This window comes from Bradyrhizobium sp. 1200_D9_N1_1 (genome assembly GCF_052075915.1).
Classification (GTDB): domain Bacteria; phylum Pseudomonadota; class Alphaproteobacteria; order Rhizobiales; family Xanthobacteraceae; genus Bradyrhizobium; species Bradyrhizobium diazoefficiens.
Map to the genome: position 1 here is coordinate 1,289,228 of NZ_CP197226.1, position 23,125 is coordinate 1,312,352.

A 23,125-nucleotide genomic window follows, 5' to 3' on the forward strand; every position below is an offset into this window, starting at 1 on the left:
TGGGCTCTGACGCCTCCACATCATCATGCCCGGGGCAAGCCCGGGCATGATGGTCTTTCGTGGATTGCGCCGTCTCAGGCGCGATGGCTCACAGCGTGCCCGGGAACGCGCCACCGTCGAGCAGGATGTTCTGCCCGGTGATGAAGCCGGCCTTGGCGCCGCAGAGAAAAGCGCAGGCATAGCCGAACTCGTCCGGCTGGCCGAAGCGGCCGGCGGGATTGAGCTTGGCGCGCTCGGCCAGGATCTGCTCCGGCGTTGTGCCGCGCTTGTCGGCCTCGGCCTTGGCGGTGCCGGTCAGGCGGTCGGTCTCGAACGGGCCCGGCAGGAGGCCGTTGATGGTGACGTTGTTGATCACGGTCTTGCGCGACAGGCCGGCGATGAAGCCGGTGAGGCCGGCGCGCGCGCCGTTGGAGAGGCCGAGGATGTCGATCGGCGCCTTCACCGCGGCCGAGGTGATGTTGACGATGCGGCCGAACTTGCGCGCCATCATGCCGTCCACGGTCGCCTTGATCAGCTCGATCGGGGTCAGCATGTTGGCGTCGATCGCCTTGATCCAGTCATCGCGGGTCCAGTTGCGGAAATCGCCGGGCGGCGGGCCGCCGGCATTGTTGATCAGGATGTCCGGCTCGGGGCAGGCCTTCAGCACGGCCTCGCGGCCCGCCGGCGTCGTGATGTCGCCGACGATCTCGGTGACCGTGACGGCCGGATAGAGTTTGCGGATGTCGTCGGCGGTTTTCTTCAGGGCCTCGGCGCCGCGCGCGGTCAGCGTGACGTGAACGCCGGCTTCGGCCAGCGAGATGGCGCAGGCGCGGCCGAGGCCCTTGCTGGATGCGCAGACGATGGCGCGGCGACCTTTGATCCCAAGATCCACTGTTTCACTCCCGTAATGTCAGGCAGGTTTTGGACGGGCGGCACTCTAGCCAATCGTGGTGCCGCTGATAAGGGACGGGCTCGCACCAAAATGCATGCGCATCCGCGCGGCGATGCAAATGCGCCTGATCAGATGTGCCGCTCCTGCTTGAGGCGGTCGATCGCGGCAGCGGCTTCCGGCGGCAGCGACTTGAAGCCCATCTGCCCGGCCGCCGAGAACAGCGGCCGCAGATGCGAGCCGGCCAGGAAGGGCGGCTGGCGGTTGGCCGGCACGATCTGGTCGAACACCAGCACCAGCGTGGTGGCGACGAGGCCGACCCTGATGGCGCCGAGCGCGGCGCCGCCAAGGCGGTCGCCGATCCCGGCCTCACGGACCGTGTCGTTCACCGCGAGGCGGCCGATATGTCCGAACAACATGCCGACGACGAGAAAGATGCCGAAGAACCAGATCCAGTTCTGGAGCAGCGGCGCGTTCGGATTGCTTGCGACCTGCGGCACGATCAGCGGCATCAGCGCGACCGCGATGGGCGCGGCGAGCAGATAGGCGAGGATGGTCATGGCGCTGCGCAGCAGGCCGGTCCTGAATCCGAAGCCGATGGCGATGGCGAGCGCCGCATAGACCGCGAGATCGAAACTGTTCATGAGCAGAGCCCTGCCTCGGTGGAACGAATGAACGCCGAACCGATCATTCTGGTTTCAGACCGCTAAAATCGTCTGTATTTTTGGCTCCGGAAGCTCAAGGGTTATGCCCAAGGAAATCGTCATGTCAGGCCTATTCGACGTCAGTAAAGAAACCATCCTCGTCACCGGCGCGAGCCAGGGGCTGGGGCGGCAGTTTGCCCGGCTGCTGGCGGCGCATGGCGCGGCCGTCGCGCTCGCGGCACGGCAAACGGACAAGTTGAAGAATCTGGAACAGGAGATCCGCGGCAACGGCGGCCGCGCCGCCGCCGTCGCGCTCGACGTCACCGACATCGCCTCGATCGCGAAGGCCGTCGATGCCACGGAAGCCGCGCTCGGTCCCGTCACGGTGCTGATCAACAATGCCGGCATCGCCATCGAGAAGCTGGCGACCGAGCAGACCGAGGCCGATTGGGACACGGTGATCGGCGCCAATCTCAAGGGCGCCTATTTCCTCGCGACGGAAGTCGCGCGGCGCATGATCGCGCGCAAGCAGGAAGGCAACATCGTCAACATCGCCTCGGTGCTCGGCACCGGCGTCTTGAAAGCGGTGTCGCCCTACGCGATCTCCAAGGCCGGCATTATCCAGGCGACGAAAGCGATGGCGCTGGAGCTTGCGGGGCAGAACATCCGCATCAACGCGCTGGCGCCCGGCTATATCGACACCGAGATGAACCACGCCTTCTGGTCGACGCCGGCAGGCGAGCGCCTGGCAAAACGCATCCCCCAGCGCCGCGTCGGCGCCGAGTCCGATCTCGACGGCGCGATCCTGCTGCTGGCCTCGAAGGCCTCGCGCTACATGACGGGGAGCGTGGTGACGGTGGACGGCGGGTTCTTGTTGAATTGATTGCTTCCGTCGTCCCGGCCCCCATGCGCAATTGCGCACTAGGCCGGGACGACAGTGGAGAGTGACGCGACAGCGTCGCTAATTCGCCCGCACTTCCGCCCTGATCATATCCGCCGCCTTCTCTCCGATCATGATCGTCGGCGCATTGGTGTTACCGCCGATCAGCGTCGGCATGATCGAGGCATCGACGACGCGCATGGCCTCGACGCCGTGCACCTTCAATTGCGGATCGACCACGGCCATCGCGTCCGTGCCCATCTTGCAGGTGCCGACGGGGTGATAGACGGTGTCGACGCGATTGCGCAGGATGGCGCGGATATCGTCGTCCGTCTTCACATCGGACGTGAACATGTCCTTCTTCTGCAACGCGCGCATCGCAGGCGTCTCCATCAGCCGTCGCGTGGTCTTGAAGCCCGCGACCATCGTCTCGAGATCCTCCGCCTCGCCCAAAAAATTCGGATCGATCATGGGGGCTGCGAGCGGATCGGCGCTCTTCAGCCAGACGCTGCCGCGGCTCTTCGGTCTGAGCAGGCAGACATGGCACGAGAAGCCCGCTTCCTTGTGCTTCTTGCGGCCGTGGTCGTCGAGCATCGCGATGATGAAGTGCAGTTGAATGTCCGGCACGTCGAGGTGAGCCTGCGTCTTCAGGAAGCCGCCACACTCGGCGAAATTGGTGGTCATCAGGCCGCGTCGCTCGCGGCGGTACCGCTGGATCGCGCGCAGCAGGGATGGCAGCCGGCCGAGTGACGCGTGAACGAAGTGCGGATAGTCGGAGGCGTAGACGAACACGAAATCCGGATGGTCCTGCAGATTGCGCCCGACGCCCGGCAAATGATGCACGACGCCGATGCCGTGCGCGGCAAGCGCATCGCCGTCGCCGACGCCCGACAGCATCAGCAACTGCGGCGACTGGAAGGCGCCGGAGGCGAGGATCACCTCGCGGCGGGCGCGGAGCTGCTTCAGCTCCTTGCCCTGCCGGTACTCGACGCCCACTGCGCGCCTACCTTCGAACAGGATGCGCGTGGCATGCGCTTGCGTCTCGACGCGCAGATTCGCCCGCTTGCCCATGTGGGGATCCACATAGGCGCGCGCCGCGCTCCAGCGCTCGCCACCGTGCTGCGTCACCTGGTAGCTGCCGAGCCCTTCATGGTCCTCTTCATTGAAGTCCTCGCGAATGCGGAACTGCGCCTCGCGCGCAGCCTGATGGAAGACGTCATGGATCGGATTGTCCGAGCGCAGCTTGTTGACATGCAGCGGGCCGCCCTTGCCATGATATTCGCCGTCGAAATCGGCGTTGTTCTCCGAGCGCTTGAAGTAGGGCAGCACATCCGCATACGACCAGCCGGCGTTGCCGAGCGCGGCCCAGTGGTCGTAGTCCCATTTGTTGCCGCGGATATAGACCATCGCGTTGATCGCCGAGGAACCGCCGAGGCCCTTGCCGCGCGGTTGATAGCCGATGCGGCCGTTCAATCCCTTCTGCGGCACAGTGTCGAACGCCCAGTTGGCCGCGCGGTATGGCAAAGCGAGCCCGAATGGCGTGGTGATCCGCCAACTGTCGTTCCGCCCGCCCGCATCGAGCAGCGCCACTGATGTCGCCGCATCCTCCGACAGCCGCCCCGCAACCGCGCAGCCGCCGGAGCCCGCGCCCACGACGACAAAATCGAATGTGTCAGTCAATGTTGTTTCTCCCCTTATCGTCATTCCGGGGCGCGCGTAGCGCGACCCCGGAATCTCGAGGTTCCGGGTTCGCTTCGCGCCCCGGAACGACTGCCCCTACGACATGAACCGCATCATCTTCTCCAGCCGCGCGATCTTGCCGCCATAGGGCGGGTAGAGATCGGCGAGGCGGTTGAATTTCGAGCGGTAGAACACCGGCTTCAGCTTGCTGAACGTGCGAAAACCCCATTCGCCGTGATAGGCGCCGGTGCCGGATGCGCCGACGCCGCCCATCGGCTGGTTCACCTGCGCGAAGTGGAACAGGCAGTCGTTGACGGTGACGCCGCCGGAGACGGTGCGCGACAGCACCGCGTCGCGCGCGTCGCGGTCCTTGCCGAACCAGTAGAGCGCAAGCGGCCGGTCGCGGCGGTTGACGAAGGCGATGGCATCGGCCGGCTCGCGATAGCCCAGCACCGGCAGCACCGGCCCAAATATCTCCTCCTGCATCACCGCCATGTCTTCGGTGGCGCCAAGGATCAGCGTCGGCGGGAATTTGCGGTGCGCCTTCCAGTTGGGATCGTCGGCCCTTGCCGGTTGCAGGATTTTTGCGCCGCGCTCTACGGCATCCGCGACGAGACCTTCGAGCCGCGCGTAGTGCCGGTCGGAGATGACGGAGGTGTAGTCCTTGTTCGCGGGATCGGTGCCGAACATGCGCCGCATCTGCGCGCGCAGCTTCTCGGCGAAGGCCTGCAGCGAGCGCTCCGGCACCAGCACGTAGTCCGGCGCGATGCAGGTCTGCCCGGCATTGAGCAGCTTGCCGTAGGCGATGCGCTCGGCCGCCTCATCGAGATCGGCGGAGGCGTCGATGATAGCAGGCGACTTGCCGCCGAGTTCGAGCGTCACAGGCGTCAGATTGCGCCCCGCGGCCTCCGCGACCAGCCGTCCGACCCGGGTCGAGCCGGTGAACACCAGATGATCGAAGGGGAGCGACGCAAAGGCCTTGGCGATCTCGTCCTCGACGCCGGTGACGAGCAGCTCGGTCGCGTCGAACCTTGCGGCAACCGTCTCTTTCAGCAGGCCTGCGAAATGCGGGACGAGCTCGCTCGGCTTGATCATGACCAGGTTGCCGGCGGCAATCGCGCCGATCGCGGGCGCCAGCGTCAGCTGGAGCGGATAATTCCAGGGGGCGATGATGCCGACGACGCCGAGCGGCTGCGGGATCAGCCGGTTGCGCGCCGGCAGGAATTGCAGCGCGGTGGCGATTCGCTGCGGCGCCATCCAGCTCTTCAGGTGTTTTGTCGCATGGCGTATCTCGCTGTAGACCATCATGGTCTCGGCGATGGTGGTCTCGACCGCCGAGCGGTGGCCGAAATCGGCCGAGATCGCCTGGCGGAAGCGCTCTTCATTGTCGGCGACGACGGCGCGCAGCCGCGCCAGCCGGTCGAGCCGCTCGGCCAGATCAGCGGCCGGCTCCGCCCGCGACCGCGCGATCATGGCGTGGAAGGCGTCGGCGAGGGCCCGCAGCGGGGCGCTCGCCGGGGATCGGTCCAAAGATCGATCCAAGATCTGGTCCCTGGTCTGGTCCATGGCGTTGCTCCCTAAATTGGCGTTTCGCCCCTGGTTTTGTTGCGGCAAGCTGGCCCTTTGCGGAACTTCTGGCAAGAGCGCGGCTGGCGGGCCGGAATCCGGTCCATCCACCTGTCATAAAGTCGAAAAAAACGTCCTCGCAGCCCTTTCCAAAGGCAGCCCGGGTTGGTACATACCCCCCGCACCCGACGGGCTTTGCCCCGGGGTTGCCTTCCAAGGAAGCCTTTGGGACGGAAGAAGCAAGCCACGCGAACAGCGCCGGCCCTCATCCCCCGTCCCCGGCATTTTAACGAAGGCGCGCAACGGTTTAACGCGGGGTGGAGCAGCCCGGTAGCTCGTCAGGCTCATAACCTGAAGGTCATAGGTTCAAATCCTATCCCCGCAACCAAATTCGGACTTCACCGGTTCCGATACGAAAATGGCCCGCATCGCGCGGGCCATTTTTGTTTTGCCATTTTTGTTTTGCCATGGGCGCTTCAATCGTCCGAAAGGCTACGACGGCTGATCCGGATCGGCGGATGATCAGACCGTCAGATCGACGCCAGTCGTTTGGTGCTCTGGACGCTTCCGTCGCTGGCCTGACCGGAGCCGCTCGATGAGACCGGCGCACTGCCGGCGGATGACGTCGTGCCGGCATTCGCTCGCTTTGCCGATGAAGCGTCTTGCAAATACGCGTAGGCATTCGCGCCCGAGATATTCATTGTCCGATCCTCGTTCGTCTGCACGACGAGGAATTGCACGATCCGTACCAATCCTGCGCGCTGCGATTGTTGATTGATGGATCGAGACAAGTCCGACGCTTCGTCGCTCGCGAGGCCGCAGGCCCGATCAACCGCCGGACCATTCTGCCGACTGTCGGCAATTCTTTCTGCTTCCCGTTGAGGCGAGCATCGACGGTTCGCGCGACTGTGCCGTCTCTGCATCACCGTCCGTCGGAATCCGCGCGTGAGACACACGGCACATCACGGCGGCGGGCGACCTGTTACGGATCTTCGCGCCGCCGGCCTGCACTGATCGCGGGCGGCCTCCTCCTTGATGTCGCAGATGATGATGAACAACAGGTCCTTGCCGCTTTCTCCCGATGAGATCGACCCGTCGCGCGACCGGCATCGCTCCGGTCCGCGCACGCCGGCGCCTTCGCGATGCGCCGGCCTTGGATGGCTGTTGCGCAGGGCTCTGCTTGCGAGCGTCGGTGTTCTTGTCGGCCTTGCGGCGCAAATGATGCCGGCGCATGCGCAACTGGTCGGCGGCAACGGCGGCACTGGCAGCGCCTACTCCGACAGTGTCCCCGGAGCCGGCGGCGCCGGTGGTCTGGCGGGCGACGGGAATGCAGCGGGGAATGGCGCAAGCGGCGGTGGCCCGGACACTGCGGGAAGCGGTCCGTACGGGGGCGCAGCCGGAAACAACGTTGCGCCAGGCGGAGGAACCGGGGGCGCGGGTTATTCAGGCGGCGGTGGCGGCGGCAGCGGCAGCGGAGGCGGGGGTGGATTCCAGGGGGGCATCAACGCCGGGGGCGGCGGCGGGGGTGGTGGCCGGGCCGCGACCGTCAGCGGCAACTACGCCGCGGTGGTCAACCTGACCGGCGGAAATGGCGGAGCAGGCGGTCTTGGCCCCTACAACGGGTCGGCCGGCGGGGGCGGTGGCGGCGGCGATGGCTTGTACCTGTCCGGCGGCGATCTGCAGGTCAATGCCGGCGTCTTCATCAGGGGTGGTTCGGGCGGCGATGCAGGCACAACTTCCGCCGATGGCAATGGCGGCGCCGGTGGAGGTGGAAAGGGTGTCGTCGTCGGCACCACTGCAACCGTGACCAATGCCGGTTCGATCACGGGAGGAAGCGGCGGTTCTGGCGGCGGAAGCGCAATCGGTTCTGGAAGCGGCGGCGGCGGCGGCGATGGTCTTGTTCTCGCGGCCGGGGGCATCGTCATCAATACCGGCATGATTTCGGGAGGCACCGGTGGCCCCCAAGGTGATCCCAGGTATCCGACCTTTTTTCCGCCCGTCGCCGGCGGCGCGGGAATCAGCGGCGCCGGCCTCGTCGTGCAGAATGCGGGGATCATCAGCGGCGGGCTCGGAAATGCCGGCACGGGGGCCCGTGCCAACGCCATCACATTCACCGGCGGCGTCAACAGTCTGGAGCTTCAGGCCGGGTCGACCGTCACCGGCAACGTAATGGCCTTCAGCTACGCCGACACGCTCCGGCTGGGCGGAGCCGCCAACAGCTCGTTCGACCTGTCGACGCTCGGCGACTCCGCCCAGTACCGCGGCTTCGGCAGCTTCGTGAAGGCCGGCAGCAGCAACTGGACGCTGACGGGATCGAGTTCATTCACAGGCGCGGTCAGCGTCGATGCCGGCATTCTCTCCGTCAACGGCTCGCTCGCCTCGGCGTCGCTGACCACCGTCAACAGCGGCGGCACGCTCGGCGGCAACGGCACGGTCGGCAACACTACGATCAATGGCGGCGTGCTGGCGCCGGGCAATTCGATCGGCCTTTTGACCGTGAACGGCAATCTCGTCTTCACGGCGCCGTCGACTTACGTGGTCGAGGTCTCGCCCGCCAATGCCGATCGCGTCAACGTGACCGGCACCGCGACCCTGGGCGGGGCCACCGTCAGTGCCGTGTTCGCGGCCGGCAGCTACGTGGCGAAGCAATACACGATCGTCAATGCCGGCGGCGGGTTGACCGGCACGTTCGGCGCGCTGGTCGATACCAACCTGCCGGCCACCTTTCACACCAGCCTGAGCTATGATGCCAACAATGCCTATCTCGATCTGGCGCTGAACTTTTCCATTCCCGGCGGGCTCAACGTCAATCAGCAGAATGTCGGAAATGCGTTGTCGACTTTCTTCAACCTCACCGGCGGCATTCCCGCCGTGTACGGCACGCTGTCGCAAGCGGGCCTGACGCAAGCCTCCGGCGAAACTGCGACCGGGTCGCAGCAGACCACGTTCGACGCGATGACGCAGTTCATCGGCGTCCTCACCGATCCGTTCCTGGCCGGCCGGGGCGATGGCGGATCGTCGCCGGCCGGTGCGTCGCAATTCGCCGACGAGGATGGCTTCCGTGCCTACGCCTCCACCGGTCGCGGACGTTCCGCCGCGGAGCGCGACGCCTATGCCGCGCTCTCCCGCAAGGCCCCGGCGGCGTCCGACATCGTAATGCAACGCTGGGGCGTATGGGCCGCGGGCTATGGCGGTTCGCAGACCACCGACGGCAATGCCACGATGGGATCGAACACGGCGACCAGTCGCATCGCCGGCACGGCGGTCGGCGCCGATTATCGCTTTTCACCCGACACCGTCGCCGGCTTCGCGCTGGCCGGCGGCGGCACGAGCTTTGGCGTCGCCAACGGCGGCAGCGGCCGGTCGGATTTGTTTCAGGCCGGCGCCTTCCTTCGCCACGGCGTCGGCGCGGCCTACGTCTCCGCCGCGCTGGCGTATGGCTGGCAGGACATTACCACCACCCGCACCGTCACCATCGCCGGCAGCGATCAGTTGCGGGCCCGCTTCAACGCCAACGCCTATTCCGGCCGCGTCGAGGCCGGCTATCGCTTCGTGACGCCGTGGATGGGGCTCACGCCTTACGCCGCCGGCCAGTCGACCATCTTCGATCTGCCGGCCTATGCCGAACAGGTGCTCGCGGGCAGCAATGCCTTCGCCCTGAGTTACGGTTCGCGGAGCGTCACCGACACGCGCAGCGAGCTCGGTCTGCGCGCGGACAGGTCGTTTGCGCTGAGCGATGCCGTCCTGGTCTTGCGCGGCCGCGCCGCCTGGGCGCACGACTTCGATCCCGATCGCGCTATCGCGGCCACCTTCCAGGCGCTCCCGGGCGCATCATTCGTGGTCAACGGCGCGGCGCAGGCGCGCGACTCCGCGCTCGTCACGGCCTCGGCCGAGGTGAAATGGCGCGGCGGCGTCTCGTTCGGCGCTACCTTCGAGGGCGAGTTTTCGAACGTCACAAGCAGCTACGCCGGCAAGGGCATCATCCGCTATGCCTGGTAGTGGCGACACTCAGTCCGGATAGCTCAGGATCATTTTCAGCAGTTTCGGAAACCGCGCATTGATGTCCTCCTCGCGCAACACGTTGCGGTGCTGGACACCTTGCTTTGACGTCCGGATCAGGCCGGCCTCCCGCAGAATGCGAAAATGGTTCGACAGGGTCGATTTCGCCATGTCAGGGCAAGGCGCCGCCTCGGTACACGACATGCAAGCGTTCTGCGCGACCAGGCTTTTGACGATCCGCAGCCGCATGGGATCCGCGAGGGCTCCGAGCACTCCGGCCAGCGTAATCTCGTCGCGCGAAGGGTGAACGAACTGCACCATGCCCAAAATATAGCATGCCCCTTGAACTCATTCAATAGTTCACTAGTATTGAACTATTGAATATCGGCATCCCGCCGAACAACGGAAGACATGCGATGACCAAGAGACTGGAAGGCAAAGTAGCGCTCGTGACCGGCGCATCCAAAGGCATTGGTGCCGAAATCTCCGCCCGGCTTGCGGCTGAGGGGGCGGCGGTTGCCGTCAATTACAGCTCCAGCAAGCAGGCCGCCGACCGCGTGGTCGCCGCCATCATCGCCAAGGGGGGTAAAGCCGTCGCGGTCCATGGCAACCTGGCCGACGCCAAGGACGTGAAGAGCGTCGTCGCGGAGACCGTGAAGGCGTTCGGCGCGATCGACATCCTCGTCAACAACGCGGGCGTCTACGAGTTCGCCCCGCTCGAGGCCATCACGCCCGAGCATTTCCACAAGCATTTCGACCTCAATGTGCTTGGCCTGCTGCTGGTCTCGGGTGAAGCGGCGAAGCACTTCAACGCCAACGGCGGAAGTATCATCAACATCAGCTCCGGCGTATCGACCATCGCGCCGGCGAACACCGCCGTCTACACTGCGACCAAAGCCTCGGTGGATGCGATCTCCTCCGTGCTGTCGAAGGAGCTCGCGCCGCGCAAGATTCGCGTCAACGCCGTCAATCCAGGCATGATCGCCACCGAAGGCGTCGTGTCGGCCGGCCTGCACGAGGGCGACATGCGCAACTGGATCGAATCCACCACCCCGCTTGGCCGCATCGGCAAGGTCGAGGAGATCGCTGCCGCGGTGGCCTTCTTCGCATCGGACGACGCGTCCTACGTCACCGGCGAGACACTTCACGTCACCGGCGGCCTTCGCTAACGAGCAGGCGCTCTGGCGGTCCGACGTCGCTGAAGGCCAAGTTCGGACTTCGCAGCTTTGGATGAGAAAATGGCCCGCGCGACGCGGGCCATTTTGTTTGGCGACAGGCAGGCCTCAGAAATGGAGGATGGACTTGTTGTCCGCCCCGACCAGGCTCGACGGCGCCTCGCCGAACACCAGCCCCTCCGGCTGAAACTTGATGGTCTTCCCGCCCTCGACGAACTCCGCAAAATTCCGCGGCGTCGCCGAGTGAACGCCGTTGGTCAGGAAGTCGTCGATCTCGTAGCAGGTGTCCGGCTTGCCGCCTGACCCTTCACCCAGGAATTTCTGGAAGGTCTGGCTGGTCACCTTCGCCTTCTTGCGCGCCGACCAGTTGGTCTGGCGGCGGTAGAGTTTTGGCAGGATCACCGGGCCCTTGTCGGTCGCGAGCACGTCGGTCTCGTTCTTCTTGGGCTCGCGCAGGTCGAAGTCGAAGGCCGGAACGGTTTTGGCGAGATGTTTCCAGACCGGCAGTTTCTTCGTCCGCGCGGCCTTGGCGAGCACGAGGAAGGCCTTGATCTCGTCGTCGTTCATCGAGGAGTAGAACGTCGGATAGGCAAAGCCCTGCTCGACCAGCCAGTGGTTGATGTCGACCGTCTTGTTCGTGACCGCCACCTCGATGTCGCCGACCAGCCGTCCATAGGTGTCGAACACCTCGTTCGGCGCATCGACATGGGTGAACACCCGGCAGGCCAGCGTCGCCTCGCCGGCACGGCTGAGGAAATCATGCAGCGCCTTGCTCGACGTCGCGCCGAGGAATTGCCGGTAAGGATGAGTGACCTCGTGATAGGCCTGCCGCTTGGCATCCGCCAGGCCCTTCTTCTCGGCCGGCGACAGCGGCGACGGCTGATAGTGCAGCTCCGGCGCGTCGATGCCCTGAAGGCGCACGGTCAGCTTGCCGTTCTTGATCGGCGCCGTGTTGGTCCGGCCCTTGACCTTAGCGTTGTCGAAGACATGGGTCGGCTGGAACGGCGAGGTGTCGTTCTTGCGGAAGCGGATCGCATCGGGCGCGACGTTCACCACGACCTTGGTGGTGTCGGCGTCAGACCTCCCCTCCGGCCAGAACTGGCTGACCTCGATCGTGCCTTCGACCTCCAGCAGTCCCACCGGCATCGGCCGCTCCTGTCAACGGACGCGACGGTTGCCTCAAGCAGGCGACTCGCACGCGCACAGCTGGAGCGGATCATTTTCGTGCGACAGGCCCATGACGGGGCGGCAGCGAGACAGTGCGCCGCGGCCTTCGGGCCGAGCGGGCGGGGCATGATTGGTCCGTCGCGCAACGTATGCTGTGGCGACGACGGACCACCTTCGATTGGTGCGGAAGCCTCCGCGCTGCTCCCGCTCGGAATCAGGGTCGGTACGGACAGACCATCGTCAGGTGGAGCAACGTCGGCGCCTGGTCCTCACCATTGTCGTACTCCCACTCCAGCCGGATTTCGTGCCGGTCGGCATAGGCGTCGCTCGCCGCGTGGGTGATGATATTCGTCTTCATCGGGATCGGCGGCTCGGAATTGAAGCATTTCCGCACGCAGGCATCGAGCAGCGCGCATCGCGTCAGCGGGATCACGCCGGGCTCGTCCTTGGACAGCGGGACCGTATTCAGCTGCGTGGTGAGGTCGACGCGAGCCCGGCCCTTCTCCTTGTGCCAGTACGCCGCACTCCCGTCCGGCCATTTGTCCGCCGGCGTCAGGATCAGGTGGTACTGGCCGTACTCCAGGGTCGGTAGATGGATGTCCGGCGACGCCTTGAGGATGTCCACGCTCCTCTGCATGTTTTCCAGAGGGAAATAATTGTCGTTCATCAAATCTTTGAATGAAGCCCCGGTGTAAGTTCTCGACCCCATCGTCTTTTCCCTCAATATGTCCTTGGCTTTGCGAAAATACATACAGCTCCACGACGCCGGTTAGTTTTGCCAACCTGGCCTCGCCGATATATGCCCCATCTTTGCTGGGATTTGCGTACGCTACCACTCAGGACTGTGTTTCGTCCAGATCGCCAACCGCACCGTGCCCCGCTAAACGGCGATGGGCAAGTCCGATTGCTAAGCGGTTCTTGATAGGTATTCTTACCACGAGTTGCTCGCGGGCGCTGGACGACAGCGACGCCGCGATCCTTGAAGGCGCAGGAATGCATTGCTTCGCGTGTCAGTCGGCGATTGATCCCGACGATAGCTGGTGCTCCAAGTGTGGGGCGGCGGTACGTCGGCGTGCTGATCCCGACAGCGAGCGGCGGTTTGTGACAATTCTCCGAGCCGACGTCATCGACTCCACAGGGCTTGTTGCCGAACTGGAGCCGGAGGAGGCCGTCTCGCGCCTGGAGCCTGCGCTGGCGGCCATGAGGGGCGCGGTACGCCAGTTTGGCGGCATCGTCAGCAAGGAGTTGGGGGACGGCTTGGCCGCGGTCTTTGGTGCCCCGATCGCCGACGACAACCATGCGCCGCTGGCCTGCCATGCGGCCATCGAGCTTGTCCGGCGCGTTGGCCGTCTTGGGGATCCCGGACTTCAGGTTCGGGTCGGCCTCCATTCGGGGCACGTCGTCGCCTATATGGTCGCCAGCGAGTTTTCCAAGGTCTACGAGATCGGAGGCGCCGCTCAGCATCTTGCCGCGCGGCTGGAGGCAGCGGCCGAGGCCAATCAGATCTACGTGTCGGAAGCCTGCCAGAAACTCGCGGATGGACATGTCCGATTCGAATCCCTGGGCCTCAAGGTGCTGCGCGGCTTCAACGAGCCGCTGCCGGTCTACCGTGTCGTCGGAGCGAGCGACCTTTCAAGCTGGCGGGTGCGACGTGCGCGGAGCGTTTCGCGGTTTGTCGATCGAACGACCGAGCGGGCCCTGTTGGGACGCGCCGCGGAGAGGTCCAGTGCAAGCCGGCAGACGGTCCTTCTGATCGGCGATGCAGGCATCGGAAAATCGCGGCTCGCACATGAGTTCGCCCAGGAGCTCAAGGCCGATGGCTGGCGGTTGATCGACGCCGAGTGCAGCCCGAACCTTCAGGGCGTGCCGTTCAGCGCGCTCAAGCGCATTATACTTTCGATCTCCGAAGTTACCGCCAGAGATTCGGATAGTCTGGTCGACATCCGACAGGAGTTGCAGGCAATCCATCAACTCGCGATCGATTCCATATTGGATATTCCGGTCGAGGATCCTCGCTGGAGCGAGTTGGAGCCTTACGCGCGCGCGCGCGCCATTTCCGATGCAAGTTGCGCCATCGTTCAAGGCTTGGCCTTCCAGCAGCGCACCGTTCTTCTCATCGAGGACCTGCACTGGATCGACCGAGCCAGCGATGCGGTTGTTGCTGCAATCGCGTCGTTGCAGAGCCCCAACCTGATGGTTTTTCTCACGAGCAGGCCGAACGGCATGCCTGAGTGGATCGCGCGCTGCCACGCGGAAGTGATTGCAATGCGCCCCCTGGATGACGATTCGGGATTGGCCATGTTGGCCGATATGCTCGGACCGTCGGCGACGAACACCGATTTGAAGAACCGTATCATCTCTCATACGGCCAACGTTCCCCTGTTTCTCGAGGAAGTCTGCCGCGGACTGAAAGATAGTGGCACGCTTCGCGGTCAGTGGGGTGACCTTGCGCTCGTTCGACCCATTGATGAGCTCGGCATCCCCACCAGCATTCAGGGCGTGATTGCGGCGCGGCTCGATCGCATTTCAAGGCAGGAGCGCTCGGTTCTCCAAATAGCGGCGGCGCTGGGGCCGCGCTCAAGCGTGATGATGCTGCGGAACGTCGCGGCGCTGCCCGAAGACGTCTTCCAGGATTGCCTTGGAGCGCTCGACCGAGCCGAGCTCCTCGTCAGGATCGATAGTGAACTTGAGGACTCGATCGAGTTCCAGCACGAGATGGTCCGCCAAGTGACCTACGAGTCGATGGTCGAAAAGGTGCGCGAAAATATACATGCGCGAATTCTTGCGGCCTTCGAAAGCGACGAGACATGGAGCGACGGTCCTGACACGCTTTGCTACCACGCAATGCGCGCGAAGGATTGGCTGAAAGCGTTCGGGTACGGGAGGGGGGCCGCGCGGAAATGTCTTGTGCGCTCGGCATATGCCGATGCGGTCGACTATTTCGGGATCGCGATGAGTTCGCTCGACAAAACACCGATGACTCCTTCGCGGGAGGCAGATGCAATTGACCTCCGGATGGAGGCGCGAATGGCATTCATCTGGTCCGGTCAGGTTGCCGAGTGGATCGATCTCGGAAAAGAGGCCGAACGCCGGGCCAGTGGAATTGACGACATCGGAAGAAAGGTCGCCGCCATGACCGTCATGGCGGGTGGACAGAATTTCTACGGAACGCCAACTGAAGCGGTTGCGCTCGGCCGGGAGGTCGTTGGCCTCGCCGAGAAGTCAGGCAACCCGGGTTGGCGCAACCTTGCACAATACAATCTGGGACAGGCCTATTTTCTCGCCGGTCGATATCGCGAAGCGGAGCAGACGTTGGCGCGAGGCCGCGCTAATCTCATGGGACCGGAGGCAAGCGCGCCCTTCGGTACGCCCCCAAAATACACGCTCCTCCTCTGCTGCATGATGAAGAGCTTCACCCACACCGTGATGGGCGAGCTCGATGCCGCCGAACAGCTCCAGCAGCAGGCCGCGGCGATCGCGGAGGAGACCGGCCGTCCCTACGACCGCGTCGCGGCGGCCTATAGCGGCGGGTGGCTGAAGCTCGGCCGCAACGATCCGGCGGCGGCCGCCGCCATCCTCGAAGAGGGTTTCGTCCTCGCGCAGAAGCATGGCATTCGGCTGTTCGTGCCGGTGCTCGCCTGCCACCTCGGCATCGCCTATCTCGAGCAGGGTCTGTTCGACCGGGCGCGCGGCATGCTCGGCGAGGCGCGGGAGGAGGCGAAGGCGGTCGGCTATACCTCGGCGGTGCTGCGCAGCTCGATCTACCTGGCGCTGGCAACCTGCCGGCTCGGCGACGTCCAGGCCGCGCAGAACATGCTGCGCGAGGCGCGCAACACCGCGCGGCAGCAGGGGTTTGCCGGCCTCGAGGCCGAAGCCCTGTTCGGCGAAGCCGTGGTGACGCCTCCCTCCAGCGAGGAGAACAAGGCCGCGATCCTTGCCGCCCTGCGCGCGGCGATCGCGATCGCCTCCGACAGCGGCGCGCTGCCGCTGAAGCAGAAGGCCGAGGCGATGCTGACCGGGATGCTCGCCCGGGGCGACGAGATCGCCTGACCCCTCACTCTCAATCCGCCTGCCGTGCGATCGTACCGCCGGGGTGACTTTCTTGCCCGACATATCGTTTTTATTTTGTAGTAATCACAATGGCTTATCGTGCCACTTCTACTGTGCATGGGGTTGTTTTCGATGTTTTAGTGGGATGGCCGCCGGTTCGGCGCGGCCCGGCGGTGGTCCCCGCCGCCCGTCATGACGAAGTCCCTTGCGCGGGCACCTGGGTCGGCTACCGTTGGCGGGAAGCTAGCCGCAGGGCCAGGTGATCTTTTGATTCGCGTTTTTTAGCATTGCATTTTGTCGGCGCCGCCACGGCGCGACGCCCACCGGAAGAGGCGGGGCCATGATCACACGGGACCAGTCAGCACTGTTGGCGCCGGTCGAGCGCGACCTGCGGCTCGATCTCTTCCGCGGCATCGGCCTGTGGATGATCTTCCTCGACCACATCCCGCACGACGTCGTGGCCTGGCTGACGCTGCGCAATTACGGCTTCAGCGACGCCGCCGAGTTCTTCGTCTTCATCTCCGGCTACCTGGTCGGCTGGATCTACGGGCCGATCATCGCGGGCGGCTGGTTTCTCGCCGCGCTCAAGCGGCTGTGGCGTCGCGCGGCCGAGATGTACGTCGCCCACATCATGTTGTTCCTGCTGTTCACGGCGCAGATCGCGCGCACCGCGCGCCGCTTCGACAATCCGATGTACGAGCACGAGTTCAACGTGTTCAACTTCCTGTCGCATCCGGACGAGCTGATCGGGCAGGCGATCGTCCTGAAATACAAGCCGGTCAATCTCGACGTGCTGCCGCTCTACATCGCGCTGGTGTTCGCCTCGCCCTTCATCGTCTGGTGCCTGGTGCGGCGGCCGAACCTGACCCTCGCCGCCTCCGTGGTGCTCTATGTGCTGTCGCGCTGGTTCGACTGGAACGTCGCCTCCTATCCGCCCGGCACGAAATGGTACTTCAACCCGTTCTGCTGGCAGCTGATGTTCGTGTTCGCGGCCTGGTGCGGCATCGGCCAGATCGGGAAGATCGCGAAATGGGTGTGGTCGAAGGCGGCGATGACGCTCGCGGCGGCCTGGCTCGCCTTCGCGCTCCTGATCGTGATGACCTGGCACGTTCCCGCGCTCGAGGCCCTGATCCCGAAATGGATGATCAAGGCGATCTACCCGATCGACAAGACCGATCTCGACATGCTGCGCTTCACGCATTTCCTGGCGCTGGCGATCTGGGTCACCCATTTCATCTCGCGCAAATGGCGGTCACTGCACACACCCTGGCTGCGCCCGGTCATCCTCTGCGGCCAGCATTCGCTGCCGATCTTCTGCCTCGGGGTGTTCCTGTCGTTCTCCGCGCACTGGATCCTGACGCAATACACCAAGGGCGTCTGGGAGCAGCTCGCCGTCTCCATCGTCGGCATCGTCATCATGATCGGCGCCGCCTGGCTGCTCGATCGTGCCGAACGCGTGCCCAGCCTGTTCGTGAAGGTGACGGAGGTCGAGGATTCCGAGCCCGAAAGCGCTCCGGCCGCGGCCGGGGCGCCCGCGAGCCGTTGAAAGCATCGTGGCGCCAGCTCGCCTTCTCACGGAGAGGTTCATGTCCAGACGTTTGTTGACGATCGCCGGCACGCTCCTGTTCCTGGTCTGCGGCGCGTCGGCGCAGGCGCCGCCGCCGGAGGCGATGAATGCGGCGCGCAAGCTCGTCGTCACGCTGAAGATTGCGGACCAGTATCGTGCGCTGCTGCCGCAGCTCCTGCTTAAGCTCAGGCCGGTGGTCGCCCAGGACAGGCCGGAGATCGAGCGCGACTATGATGCGCTGACGGCGCCCGGCGCCGAGATCTATGCTCCGTTCGTCGCCTCGATGATCGATCAGATCGCGGCTCTCTACGCCGCCAGCTTCACCGTCGATGAGCTGCGCCAGATCGAGGCGTTCTACGCCCAGCCCGTGGGACGAAAATTCCTGGAGAAGTCGGATGCGCTGGCGCAGGCGAGCATGCAGATCGGCCAGGACGTCGGTCAGAAGGCGGCCGACGAGCTGAAGCAGCGCCTGATCGAGGCGCTGCGGCAGAAGGGGCACAAGCTTTGAGGCCGGGCAATACGCTCGGGCCGCGCGTCGTGCCTAGGCCAGAAACGCGCGAAACCGGCGCTGCGCGATCAGGAAGAAGACGACGCCGATCAGCGTGAGCGCGACGAGCTGCGGCCAGACGGCCTCCAGGCCCGCGCCGCGGAACAGGATCGCCTGCGCGAGCATCACGAAATGCGTGTTGGGCGCCGCCAGCATGATGTCCTGGACGAATTGCGGCATGCTCTCCCGCGGCGTCATGCTGCCCGACAGGGTCTGCAGCGGCAGCAGGATCATGATCAGCAGCAGCCCGAACTGCGGCATCGACCCGGCGACGGTGGCGAGGAAGATGCCCATGCTGGTGGTGGCGAAGAGCTGAAGCGCCGCGCCGACGAGGAACAGCGCCACCGAGCCATCGATGGTAACCGCCAGCCACCCCTTGACCACGAAGATGATCGACAAGGCGGAGGCGATCAGCACCACCGCTCCCATCGACCAGATCTTGCTCACCATGATTTCCAGTGGCGTGACCGGCATCACCAGCAGGTGCTCGATCGTGCCGTGCTCGCGCTCGCGGATCAGCGCTGCGCCGGTCAGGATGATCGAGAGCATGGTGATCGAGGTGATCACGTGGTCGATGGCGCCGAACCAGGACTTCTTCAGTTCCGGGTTGAACCGCGCCCGCAGCGCCAGCTCGATCGGTGCGGCCTGTGCATTGCGCGTGTGCGCCAGAAATTCCGCGATCTCCGCGCTGACGATCTGCTCGACATAGCCGCCGCCGTTGAAGGCCTGCGAGATCCGCGTCGCATCGACGTTGAGCTGGATCGCGGGCGATCTCCGCGCCAGCAGGTCGCGCTGGAAGTCCGGCGGTATGTCGAGCGCGAAGGTGTCGAGACCCGCGTCCATCCGCCGGTCCATCTCGTATTGCGAGATCAGGCGCGGCTCGGAAAAGTAGGGTGGCGTGAACGCCATCTCGATGCGGGTCGATATCGGCGAATGGTCTTCGTCGACGATGGCGATCGCGGCGCGGTTCAACGTTTCCGGCAGTGCCTTGGCACCTGCATAGACCGCCAGCGTGAAGGAGTAGACGATGAGCACGAGCAGCATCGGGTCGCGCACGAGGCCGCGCAATTCCTTGATGCCGAGCTGAAGCACGTTGTCGATGCGCATGGTCAGCGGGCCTGTTTCTTCAGCAGCATTGTGCCGGCTGCCACCAGCACCGGGATCATGACGGCGAGCGCCAGGAGATCGTTGTGGAGAGTCTCGAAACCGAGCCCCTTGGAGAAGGTGCCGCGCGAGATCGTGACGAAATAGGTGGTGGGATAGAGCCGCCCGACCAGTGCGCCCAGGCCCTGGAGCGATGAAACCGGATCGATCAGCCCGGAATACTGGATGGCCGGGATCAGCGTGATCAGCACCGTGCCGAACAGCGCCGCGATCTGGCTGTTCATGAAGGCCGAGATCACCAGCCCCATGCCGGTCGTGGCGGTGACATAGAGCAGGGCGGCGAGCGCATAGGTCGGAAAGCTGCCGGTGAAGGGCACGCCGAAGACGGCGAGCGCGAAGCCGACCAGGAGCAGGAAGTTGCCGAATGCCAGCACGACATAGGGCAGTTGCGTGCCGAGCAGGAATTCCAGCCGCGTCACCGGCGTCACGTAGAAATTGACGATCGAGCCGAGCTCCTTCTCGCGCACCACCGCGAGTGCGGCGAGCACCGCCGGAATCATGATCAGGAGCAGCGGAATGATTCCGGGCGCCATGGCGACGACGCTTCTGACGTCGGGATTGTAGCGGTAGCGGAGCTCGAGCTTGTAGGAACCGGCGATCGCCGCCTCGCCATAGAGCTCGCGGCCCTTCTGCGCGAGCCAGGTGGCGTGGATCGCCTGGGCGTAAGAGCGCAGCGTTTCGGCGCGGGTGGGGTTGGCACCGTCGACCCAGGCGCCGATCTCGACATGGCGACCGCGGCTGACGTCGCGGCCGAAGCCGGGCGGCAGCTCGATGGCGAGGCCAATCTCGCCGGCGCGCATGCGGCGGTCGAGATCGGCGTAATCCGTGATCGGAGGCTTTTCGGTGAAGTAGCGCGACCCCGCGATCTGCAGGCTGTAGTCGCGGCTGATGGCGCTGTCGTCGCGGTCGAGCACGGCGAAGGTCAGGTTCTCGACGTCCATGCTGATGCCGTAGCCGAGCACGAACAGCAGCAGCACACTGCCGAGGATCGCGAGCGTCGCGCGGATCGGGTCGCGGCGCAGCTCGAGCGCCTCGCGCCGGGAATAGGCCAGCATGCGGATCGGATTGAACGTCGCGCTGCTGCGCTTGCGCGGCGGCGTAGCGGTCGCAGCCGGCGCGGGCGATGCGGCCGCAGGCGGGCCGGCTGCATCCGCCGTGTCAGCGATCGCCTCTTCGAGGCAGGCGATGAAGGCCTGCTCCAGCGTGGCGGTGCCGCGCGCGGCCACGATCGCGGCAGGCGTGTCCGACGTCAGCACCTTGCCCGCGTGCATCAGCGAGATCCGGTCGCAGCGTTCGGCCTCGTTCATGAAATGGGTCGAGACGAAGATGGTGACGTTGTCCTTGCGCGAGAGCTCGGCGAGAATCTGCCAGAAGCGGTCGCGGGCGACGGGATCGACGCCGGAGGTCGGCTCGTCGAGAATGAGGATGTCCGGCGCATGGATCATGGCGACCGCCAGCGACAGCCGCTGCCGCAGGCCGAGCGGCAGCGCGTCGGGCAGGGCGTCGGCCACCTCCGCAAGATCGAACCGGGTGATCATCTCGTGGATGCGCGCGGCGATAGTCTCCGCCGGCAGCCCGAACAGCCGCGCATGCAGATCGAGATTCTGGGCGACCGTCAGCTCCGAATAGAGCGAGAAGCCCTGCGACATGTAGCCGATGCGGCGGCGCACGGACATATCGCCGGCATCGATCGCATTGCCGAACAGTCGCGCATTGCCCTCGCTCACGGGCAACAGGCCGGTGAGCATCTTCATGGTCGTGGTCTTGCCGCATCCGTTCGAACCGAGGAAGCCGAAGATCTCGCCCTTCCTGATGCGGAAGCTGACATCGTCGACAGCGACGAAGTCATTGAAGCTCCGGGTCAGGTGGTCCGCCTCGATCGCGATCTCGTCATGGTCCGCGCTGCGCGGCGGGATGACGACGCCGGTGTGATTGCCGCGATCTGCCTCCGGCAAGAGGCGGATGAAGGCGTCGTCGAGCGTGTCGGCGCCGGTCTGACGCTTGAGCGCGGCAGGCGTTCCCGTCGCCAGCACGCGGCCGGCGTTCATCGCGATCAGGAAGTCGAACTGCGCGGCCTCCTCCATATAGGCGGTCGAGACGATCACGCTCATGCCGGGCCGGCTGCTCCGGATCGAGGCGATCAGCTCCCAGAACTGGCGCCGCGACAAGGGATCGACGCCGGTGGTCGGCTCGTCCAGGATCAGCAACTCGGGATCGTGGATCAGGGCGCAGCACAGGCCCACCTTCTGCTTCATGCCGCCGGAGAGCTTTGCGGCCGGGCGGTCGGCGAAGGGGGTGAGCCCGGTGTCGCGCAAAAGGCCAGCGATCCGTCTGCTTCGTTCCGCCTTGTCGTGTCCGAACAAGCGGCCGAAGAAGTCGATGTTCTCGAACACCGACAACGTTGGATACAGATTCTTGCCCAGCCCCTGCGGCATATAGGCGATATCAGGGCAGACCGTACGGCGATGGCGCGAGCTCGCCATGTCGCCGCCAAGCACATGGATGCGTCCCTGCTGGATCTCGCGAGCGCCGGCGATCAGCGCGAGCAGGCTGGATTTGCCGACGCCGTCGGGTCCGATCAATCCGATCATGCAGCCGGACGGCAGGTCGAGGGTAATGCCATCCAGCGCGCGGGTCTTGCCGTAGCTCAGGCCTACGCCTTCGAGATGCACCACGCTGCCGGGCCCGGCCGGTGCGTCGGCTGCGGCAGTCGCGCTCATCGGGTCACTTTGATCTTGAGATTGTGGGGCCATTGCGCGGCCGGATCGAGCTGCACATAGGCCATGCCGGGCAGGCCGGTCTTCACATGCTCGATGTGCTGGCGCAGCAGCTCGGGCGCGATATGCGCCTTGATGCGGAACATCAGCTTCTGGCGTTCCTCCTCGGTCTCGACGGTCTTGGGCGTGAATTGCGCGACGTCGGCGACGAAGGTGGCCTTGGCCGGGATCACGTATTGCGGGATGGCGTCGAGCACGAGGCGGACCTCGGAGCCGATCGCGACGCGGCCGGCATCCGCGGTCGGCAGGAAGAATGTCATGTAGACGTCGCCGAGATCGACCATGTTGAGGACGCGGCCGCCGGCCGCGAGCACCTCGCCCGGCTGCGACACGCGATACTGGACGCGGCCTTCGCGCGGCGCCTTCAGCACACTGTCGTTGAGGTCGGCGTTGATGCTTTCGATCGCGGCCTTGGCGGCGTCGACCGAGGCGCCGGCATCGATCACCATGGCGCGGGCGGAGCTGATCGCGGCCTCGGAGGCTGCGACCTGGGCCTGGGAGGCGGCAAGCGCCGCCTTGGCCGTGGCGTTGGCCGAGCGGTCGTCGTCCAGCACCTGCTGCGACACCGCATTCGTCCTGATCAATTGCTCGGAGCGATCGAGCTTGCGGCTGGCGGTGTCGAGCTGGGCGATGCGCTGGTCGACCACGGCCTCCGCAGCCCTGCGTTCGGCCTCGCGCTGGTTCACCAGGCTCTTCGCGGTCTCGACATTGATGGATGCGCGCTGGAGCTGCGCTTCGGCCTGGCGGCGCTGCGCCTGCAATTGCTCGGTGTCCATCCGCGCCAGAACCTGGCCGGCGTTCACGAAATCACCTTCGTTGACCAGGATTTCGCGAATCCGGCCAGGCGTCTTGGTGGCGATGTCGATCTCGACCGCTTCGATGCGGCCGTTGCCGCGGGCAAAGCCTGCCGGCAGCGTGTTGGAATCGCGGTGCTGCCAGTAGTAATAGCCGCCGCCTGCAAGCAGGATGGCGATCGCGGCGATGACGCGGCCCGGAGTGAAGTTCATCTGTTCATAACGCCGCGCCGCGGCGCCCACATGT

17 protein-coding genes and 1 tRNA gene are annotated in these 23,125 nt (G+C 65.1%); 7 read left to right on the forward strand and 11 right to left on the reverse strand.

The features are described from left to right. Positions 1 to 88: 88 nt before the first annotated feature. Positions 89 to 871 (reverse strand): SDR family oxidoreductase, encoded by a 783-nt coding sequence (locus AB5K84_RS06170; protein ID WP_011090612.1) that lies wholly within the window; start codon positions 869 to 871, stop codon positions 89 to 91. A gap of 128 nt (positions 872 to 999) precedes the next feature. After that, positions 1,000 to 1,512, reverse strand: coding sequence for a CvpA family protein (locus AB5K84_RS06175; protein WP_011090611.1), 513 nt, complete (start codon positions 1,510 to 1,512; stop codon positions 1,000 to 1,002). 121 nt (positions 1,513 to 1,633) lie between these two features. On the opposite strand from AB5K84_RS06175, the gene AB5K84_RS06180 reads away from it, so the two are divergent. Next, entirely contained in the window at positions 1,634 to 2,395 is a 762-nt protein-coding gene (locus tag AB5K84_RS06180) for an SDR family oxidoreductase (protein WP_011090610.1), read from the forward strand. A gap of 78 nt (positions 2,396 to 2,473) precedes the next feature. Here the strand turns inward: AB5K84_RS06180 and AB5K84_RS06185 are convergent, their stop codons facing one another. Next, positions 2,474 to 4,072: a GMC family oxidoreductase gene (locus AB5K84_RS06185; protein WP_038966127.1), complete on the reverse strand. Its 1,599-nt coding sequence runs from the start codon at positions 4,070 to 4,072 to the stop codon at positions 2,474 to 2,476. A gap of 96 nt (positions 4,073 to 4,168) precedes the next feature. After that, a complete protein-coding gene (locus AB5K84_RS06190) occupies positions 4,169 to 5,638 on the reverse strand; it encodes a coniferyl aldehyde dehydrogenase (protein WP_038966128.1) in 1,470 nt (489 codons plus the stop codon). Between the two features lie 311 nt (positions 5,639 to 5,949). Between AB5K84_RS06190 and AB5K84_RS06195 the strand changes: the two genes are divergently transcribed. Further along, positions 5,950 to 6,026 (forward strand) — tRNA-Met (locus AB5K84_RS06195). Positions 6,027 to 6,168: 142 nt separating this feature from the next. Here AB5K84_RS06195 and AB5K84_RS06200 read toward each other — a convergent pair. After that, positions 6,169 to 6,429 carry a hypothetical protein gene (locus AB5K84_RS06200; protein WP_162494166.1) on the reverse strand — a complete coding sequence of 87 codons (261 nt, stop codon included), beginning with the start codon at positions 6,427 to 6,429 and terminating at the stop codon, positions 6,169 to 6,171. Positions 6,430 to 6,673: 244 nt separating this feature from the next. Between AB5K84_RS06200 and AB5K84_RS06205 the strand changes: the two genes are divergently transcribed. Continuing rightward, entirely contained in the window at positions 6,674 to 9,637 is a 2,964-nt protein-coding gene (locus tag AB5K84_RS06205; RefSeq protein ID WP_011090606.1) for an autotransporter family protein, read from the forward strand. Positions 9,638 to 9,646: 9 nt separating this feature from the next. On the opposite strand, the gene AB5K84_RS06210 is transcribed toward AB5K84_RS06205, so the two are convergent. Next, the gene (locus AB5K84_RS06210; RefSeq protein WP_011090605.1) at positions 9,647 to 9,958 is read right to left on the reverse strand and encodes an ArsR/SmtB family transcription factor; all 312 of its coding nucleotides are present in this window, start codon (positions 9,956 to 9,958) and stop codon (positions 9,647 to 9,649) included. Between the two features lie 95 nt (positions 9,959 to 10,053). On the opposite strand from AB5K84_RS06210, the gene AB5K84_RS06215 reads away from it, so the two are divergent. Beyond that, a complete protein-coding gene (locus AB5K84_RS06215; protein WP_011090604.1) occupies positions 10,054 to 10,806 on the forward strand; it encodes an SDR family NAD(P)-dependent oxidoreductase in 753 nt (250 codons plus the stop codon). A 114-nt stretch (positions 10,807 to 10,920) separates the two neighbouring features. Here AB5K84_RS06215 and AB5K84_RS06220 read toward each other — a convergent pair whose 3' ends face one another. After that, positions 10,921 to 11,958, reverse strand: a complete 1,038-nt coding sequence (locus AB5K84_RS06220; protein WP_011090603.1) for a thermonuclease family protein — start codon at positions 11,956 to 11,958, stop codon at positions 10,921 to 10,923. A gap of 235 nt (positions 11,959 to 12,193) precedes the next feature. Continuing rightward, positions 12,194 to 12,688 carry a hypothetical protein gene (locus AB5K84_RS06225; protein ID WP_028173761.1) on the reverse strand — a complete coding sequence of 165 codons (495 nt, stop codon included), beginning with the start codon at positions 12,686 to 12,688 and terminating at the stop codon, positions 12,194 to 12,196. Positions 12,689 to 12,972: 284 nt separating this feature from the next. Here AB5K84_RS06225 and AB5K84_RS06230 point away from each other — a divergent pair, with 284 nt between their 5' ends. The 3 genes from AB5K84_RS06230 to AB5K84_RS06240 all read left to right on the forward strand — a co-directional run bounded on the left by AB5K84_RS06230 (position 12,973) and on the right by AB5K84_RS06240 (position 18,104). Beyond that, positions 12,973 to 16,029 (forward strand): ATP-binding protein, encoded by a 3,057-nt coding sequence (locus tag AB5K84_RS06230; RefSeq protein ID WP_011090601.1) that lies wholly within the window; start codon positions 12,973 to 12,975, stop codon positions 16,027 to 16,029. 340 nt (positions 16,030 to 16,369) lie between these two features. Further along, the gene (locus AB5K84_RS06235; RefSeq protein ID WP_011090600.1) at positions 16,370 to 17,575 is read left to right on the forward strand and encodes an OpgC domain-containing protein; all 1,206 of its coding nucleotides are present in this window, start codon (positions 16,370 to 16,372) and stop codon (positions 17,573 to 17,575) included. Positions 17,576 to 17,615: 40 nt separating this feature from the next. Further along, positions 17,616 to 18,104 carry a DUF2059 domain-containing protein gene (locus tag AB5K84_RS06240; RefSeq protein WP_028173764.1) on the forward strand — a complete coding sequence of 163 codons (489 nt, stop codon included), beginning with the start codon at positions 17,616 to 17,618 and terminating at the stop codon, positions 18,102 to 18,104. A gap of 33 nt (positions 18,105 to 18,137) precedes the next feature. On the opposite strand, the gene AB5K84_RS06245 is transcribed toward AB5K84_RS06240, so the two are convergent. The 3 genes from AB5K84_RS06245 to AB5K84_RS06255 are packed head-to-tail and all read right to left on the reverse strand — an operon-like array spanning position 18,138 to position 23,091. Next, a complete protein-coding gene (locus AB5K84_RS06245; protein ID WP_011090598.1) occupies positions 18,138 to 19,250 on the reverse strand; it encodes an ABC transporter permease in 1,113 nt (370 codons plus the stop codon). Between the two features lie 2 nt (positions 19,251 to 19,252). Then, positions 19,253 to 22,027 carry a ribosome-associated ATPase/putative transporter RbbA gene (rbbA, locus tag AB5K84_RS06250; RefSeq protein ID WP_063921557.1) on the reverse strand — a complete coding sequence of 925 codons (2,775 nt, stop codon included), beginning with the start codon at positions 22,025 to 22,027 and terminating at the stop codon, positions 19,253 to 19,255. Further along, positions 22,024 to 23,091 (reverse strand): HlyD family secretion protein, encoded by a 1,068-nt coding sequence (locus AB5K84_RS06255; protein ID WP_038966136.1) that lies wholly within the window; start codon positions 23,089 to 23,091, stop codon positions 22,024 to 22,026. Before AB5K84_RS06255 ends, rbbA begins: the two co-directional genes overlap by 4 nt. Positions 23,092 to 23,125 lie beyond the last annotated feature (34 nt).

What these genes read in the sequence shown, in the direction of transcription:
- AB5K84_RS06190 (WP_038966128.1), bottom strand. Translation starts at nt 5,638, where the DNA reads ATGGACCAGACCAGGGACCAGATCTTGGATCGATCTTTGGACCGATCC.
- AB5K84_RS06235 (WP_011090600.1), top strand. Translation starts at nt 16,370, where the DNA reads ATGATCACACGGGACCAGTCAGCACTGTTGGCGCCGGTCGAGCGCGAC.
- AB5K84_RS06180 (WP_011090610.1), top strand. Translation starts at nt 1,634, where the DNA reads ATGTCAGGCCTATTCGACGTCAGTAAAGAAACCATCCTCGTCACCGGC.
- AB5K84_RS06205 (WP_011090606.1), top strand. Translation starts at nt 6,674, where the DNA reads ATGTCGCAGATGATGATGAACAACAGGTCCTTGCCGCTTTCTCCCGAT.
- AB5K84_RS06240 (WP_028173764.1), top strand. Translation starts at nt 17,616, where the DNA reads ATGTCCAGACGTTTGTTGACGATCGCCGGCACGCTCCTGTTCCTGGTC.
- AB5K84_RS06245 (WP_011090598.1), bottom strand. Translation starts at nt 19,250, where the DNA reads ATGCGCATCGACAACGTGCTTCAGCTCGGCATCAAGGAATTGCGCGGC.
- AB5K84_RS06230 (WP_011090601.1), top strand. Translation starts at nt 12,973, where the DNA reads ATGCATTGCTTCGCGTGTCAGTCGGCGATTGATCCCGACGATAGCTGG.
- AB5K84_RS06255 (WP_038966136.1), bottom strand. Translation starts at nt 23,091, where the DNA reads ATGAACTTCACTCCGGGCCGCGTCATCGCCGCGATCGCCATCCTGCTT.
- rbbA (WP_063921557.1), bottom strand. Translation starts at nt 22,027, where the DNA reads ATGAGCGCGACTGCCGCAGCCGACGCACCGGCCGGGCCCGGCAGCGTG.
- AB5K84_RS06225 (WP_028173761.1), bottom strand. Translation starts at nt 12,688, where the DNA reads ATGGGGTCGAGAACTTACACCGGGGCTTCATTCAAAGATTTGATGAAC.
- AB5K84_RS06210 (WP_011090605.1), bottom strand. Translation starts at nt 9,958, where the DNA reads ATGGTGCAGTTCGTTCACCCTTCGCGCGACGAGATTACGCTGGCCGGA.
- AB5K84_RS06215 (WP_011090604.1), top strand. Translation starts at nt 10,054, where the DNA reads ATGACCAAGAGACTGGAAGGCAAAGTAGCGCTCGTGACCGGCGCATCC.
- AB5K84_RS06175 (WP_011090611.1), bottom strand. Translation starts at nt 1,512, where the DNA reads ATGAACAGTTTCGATCTCGCGGTCTATGCGGCGCTCGCCATCGCCATC.
- AB5K84_RS06220 (WP_011090603.1), bottom strand. Translation starts at nt 11,958, where the DNA reads ATGCCGGTGGGACTGCTGGAGGTCGAAGGCACGATCGAGGTCAGCCAG.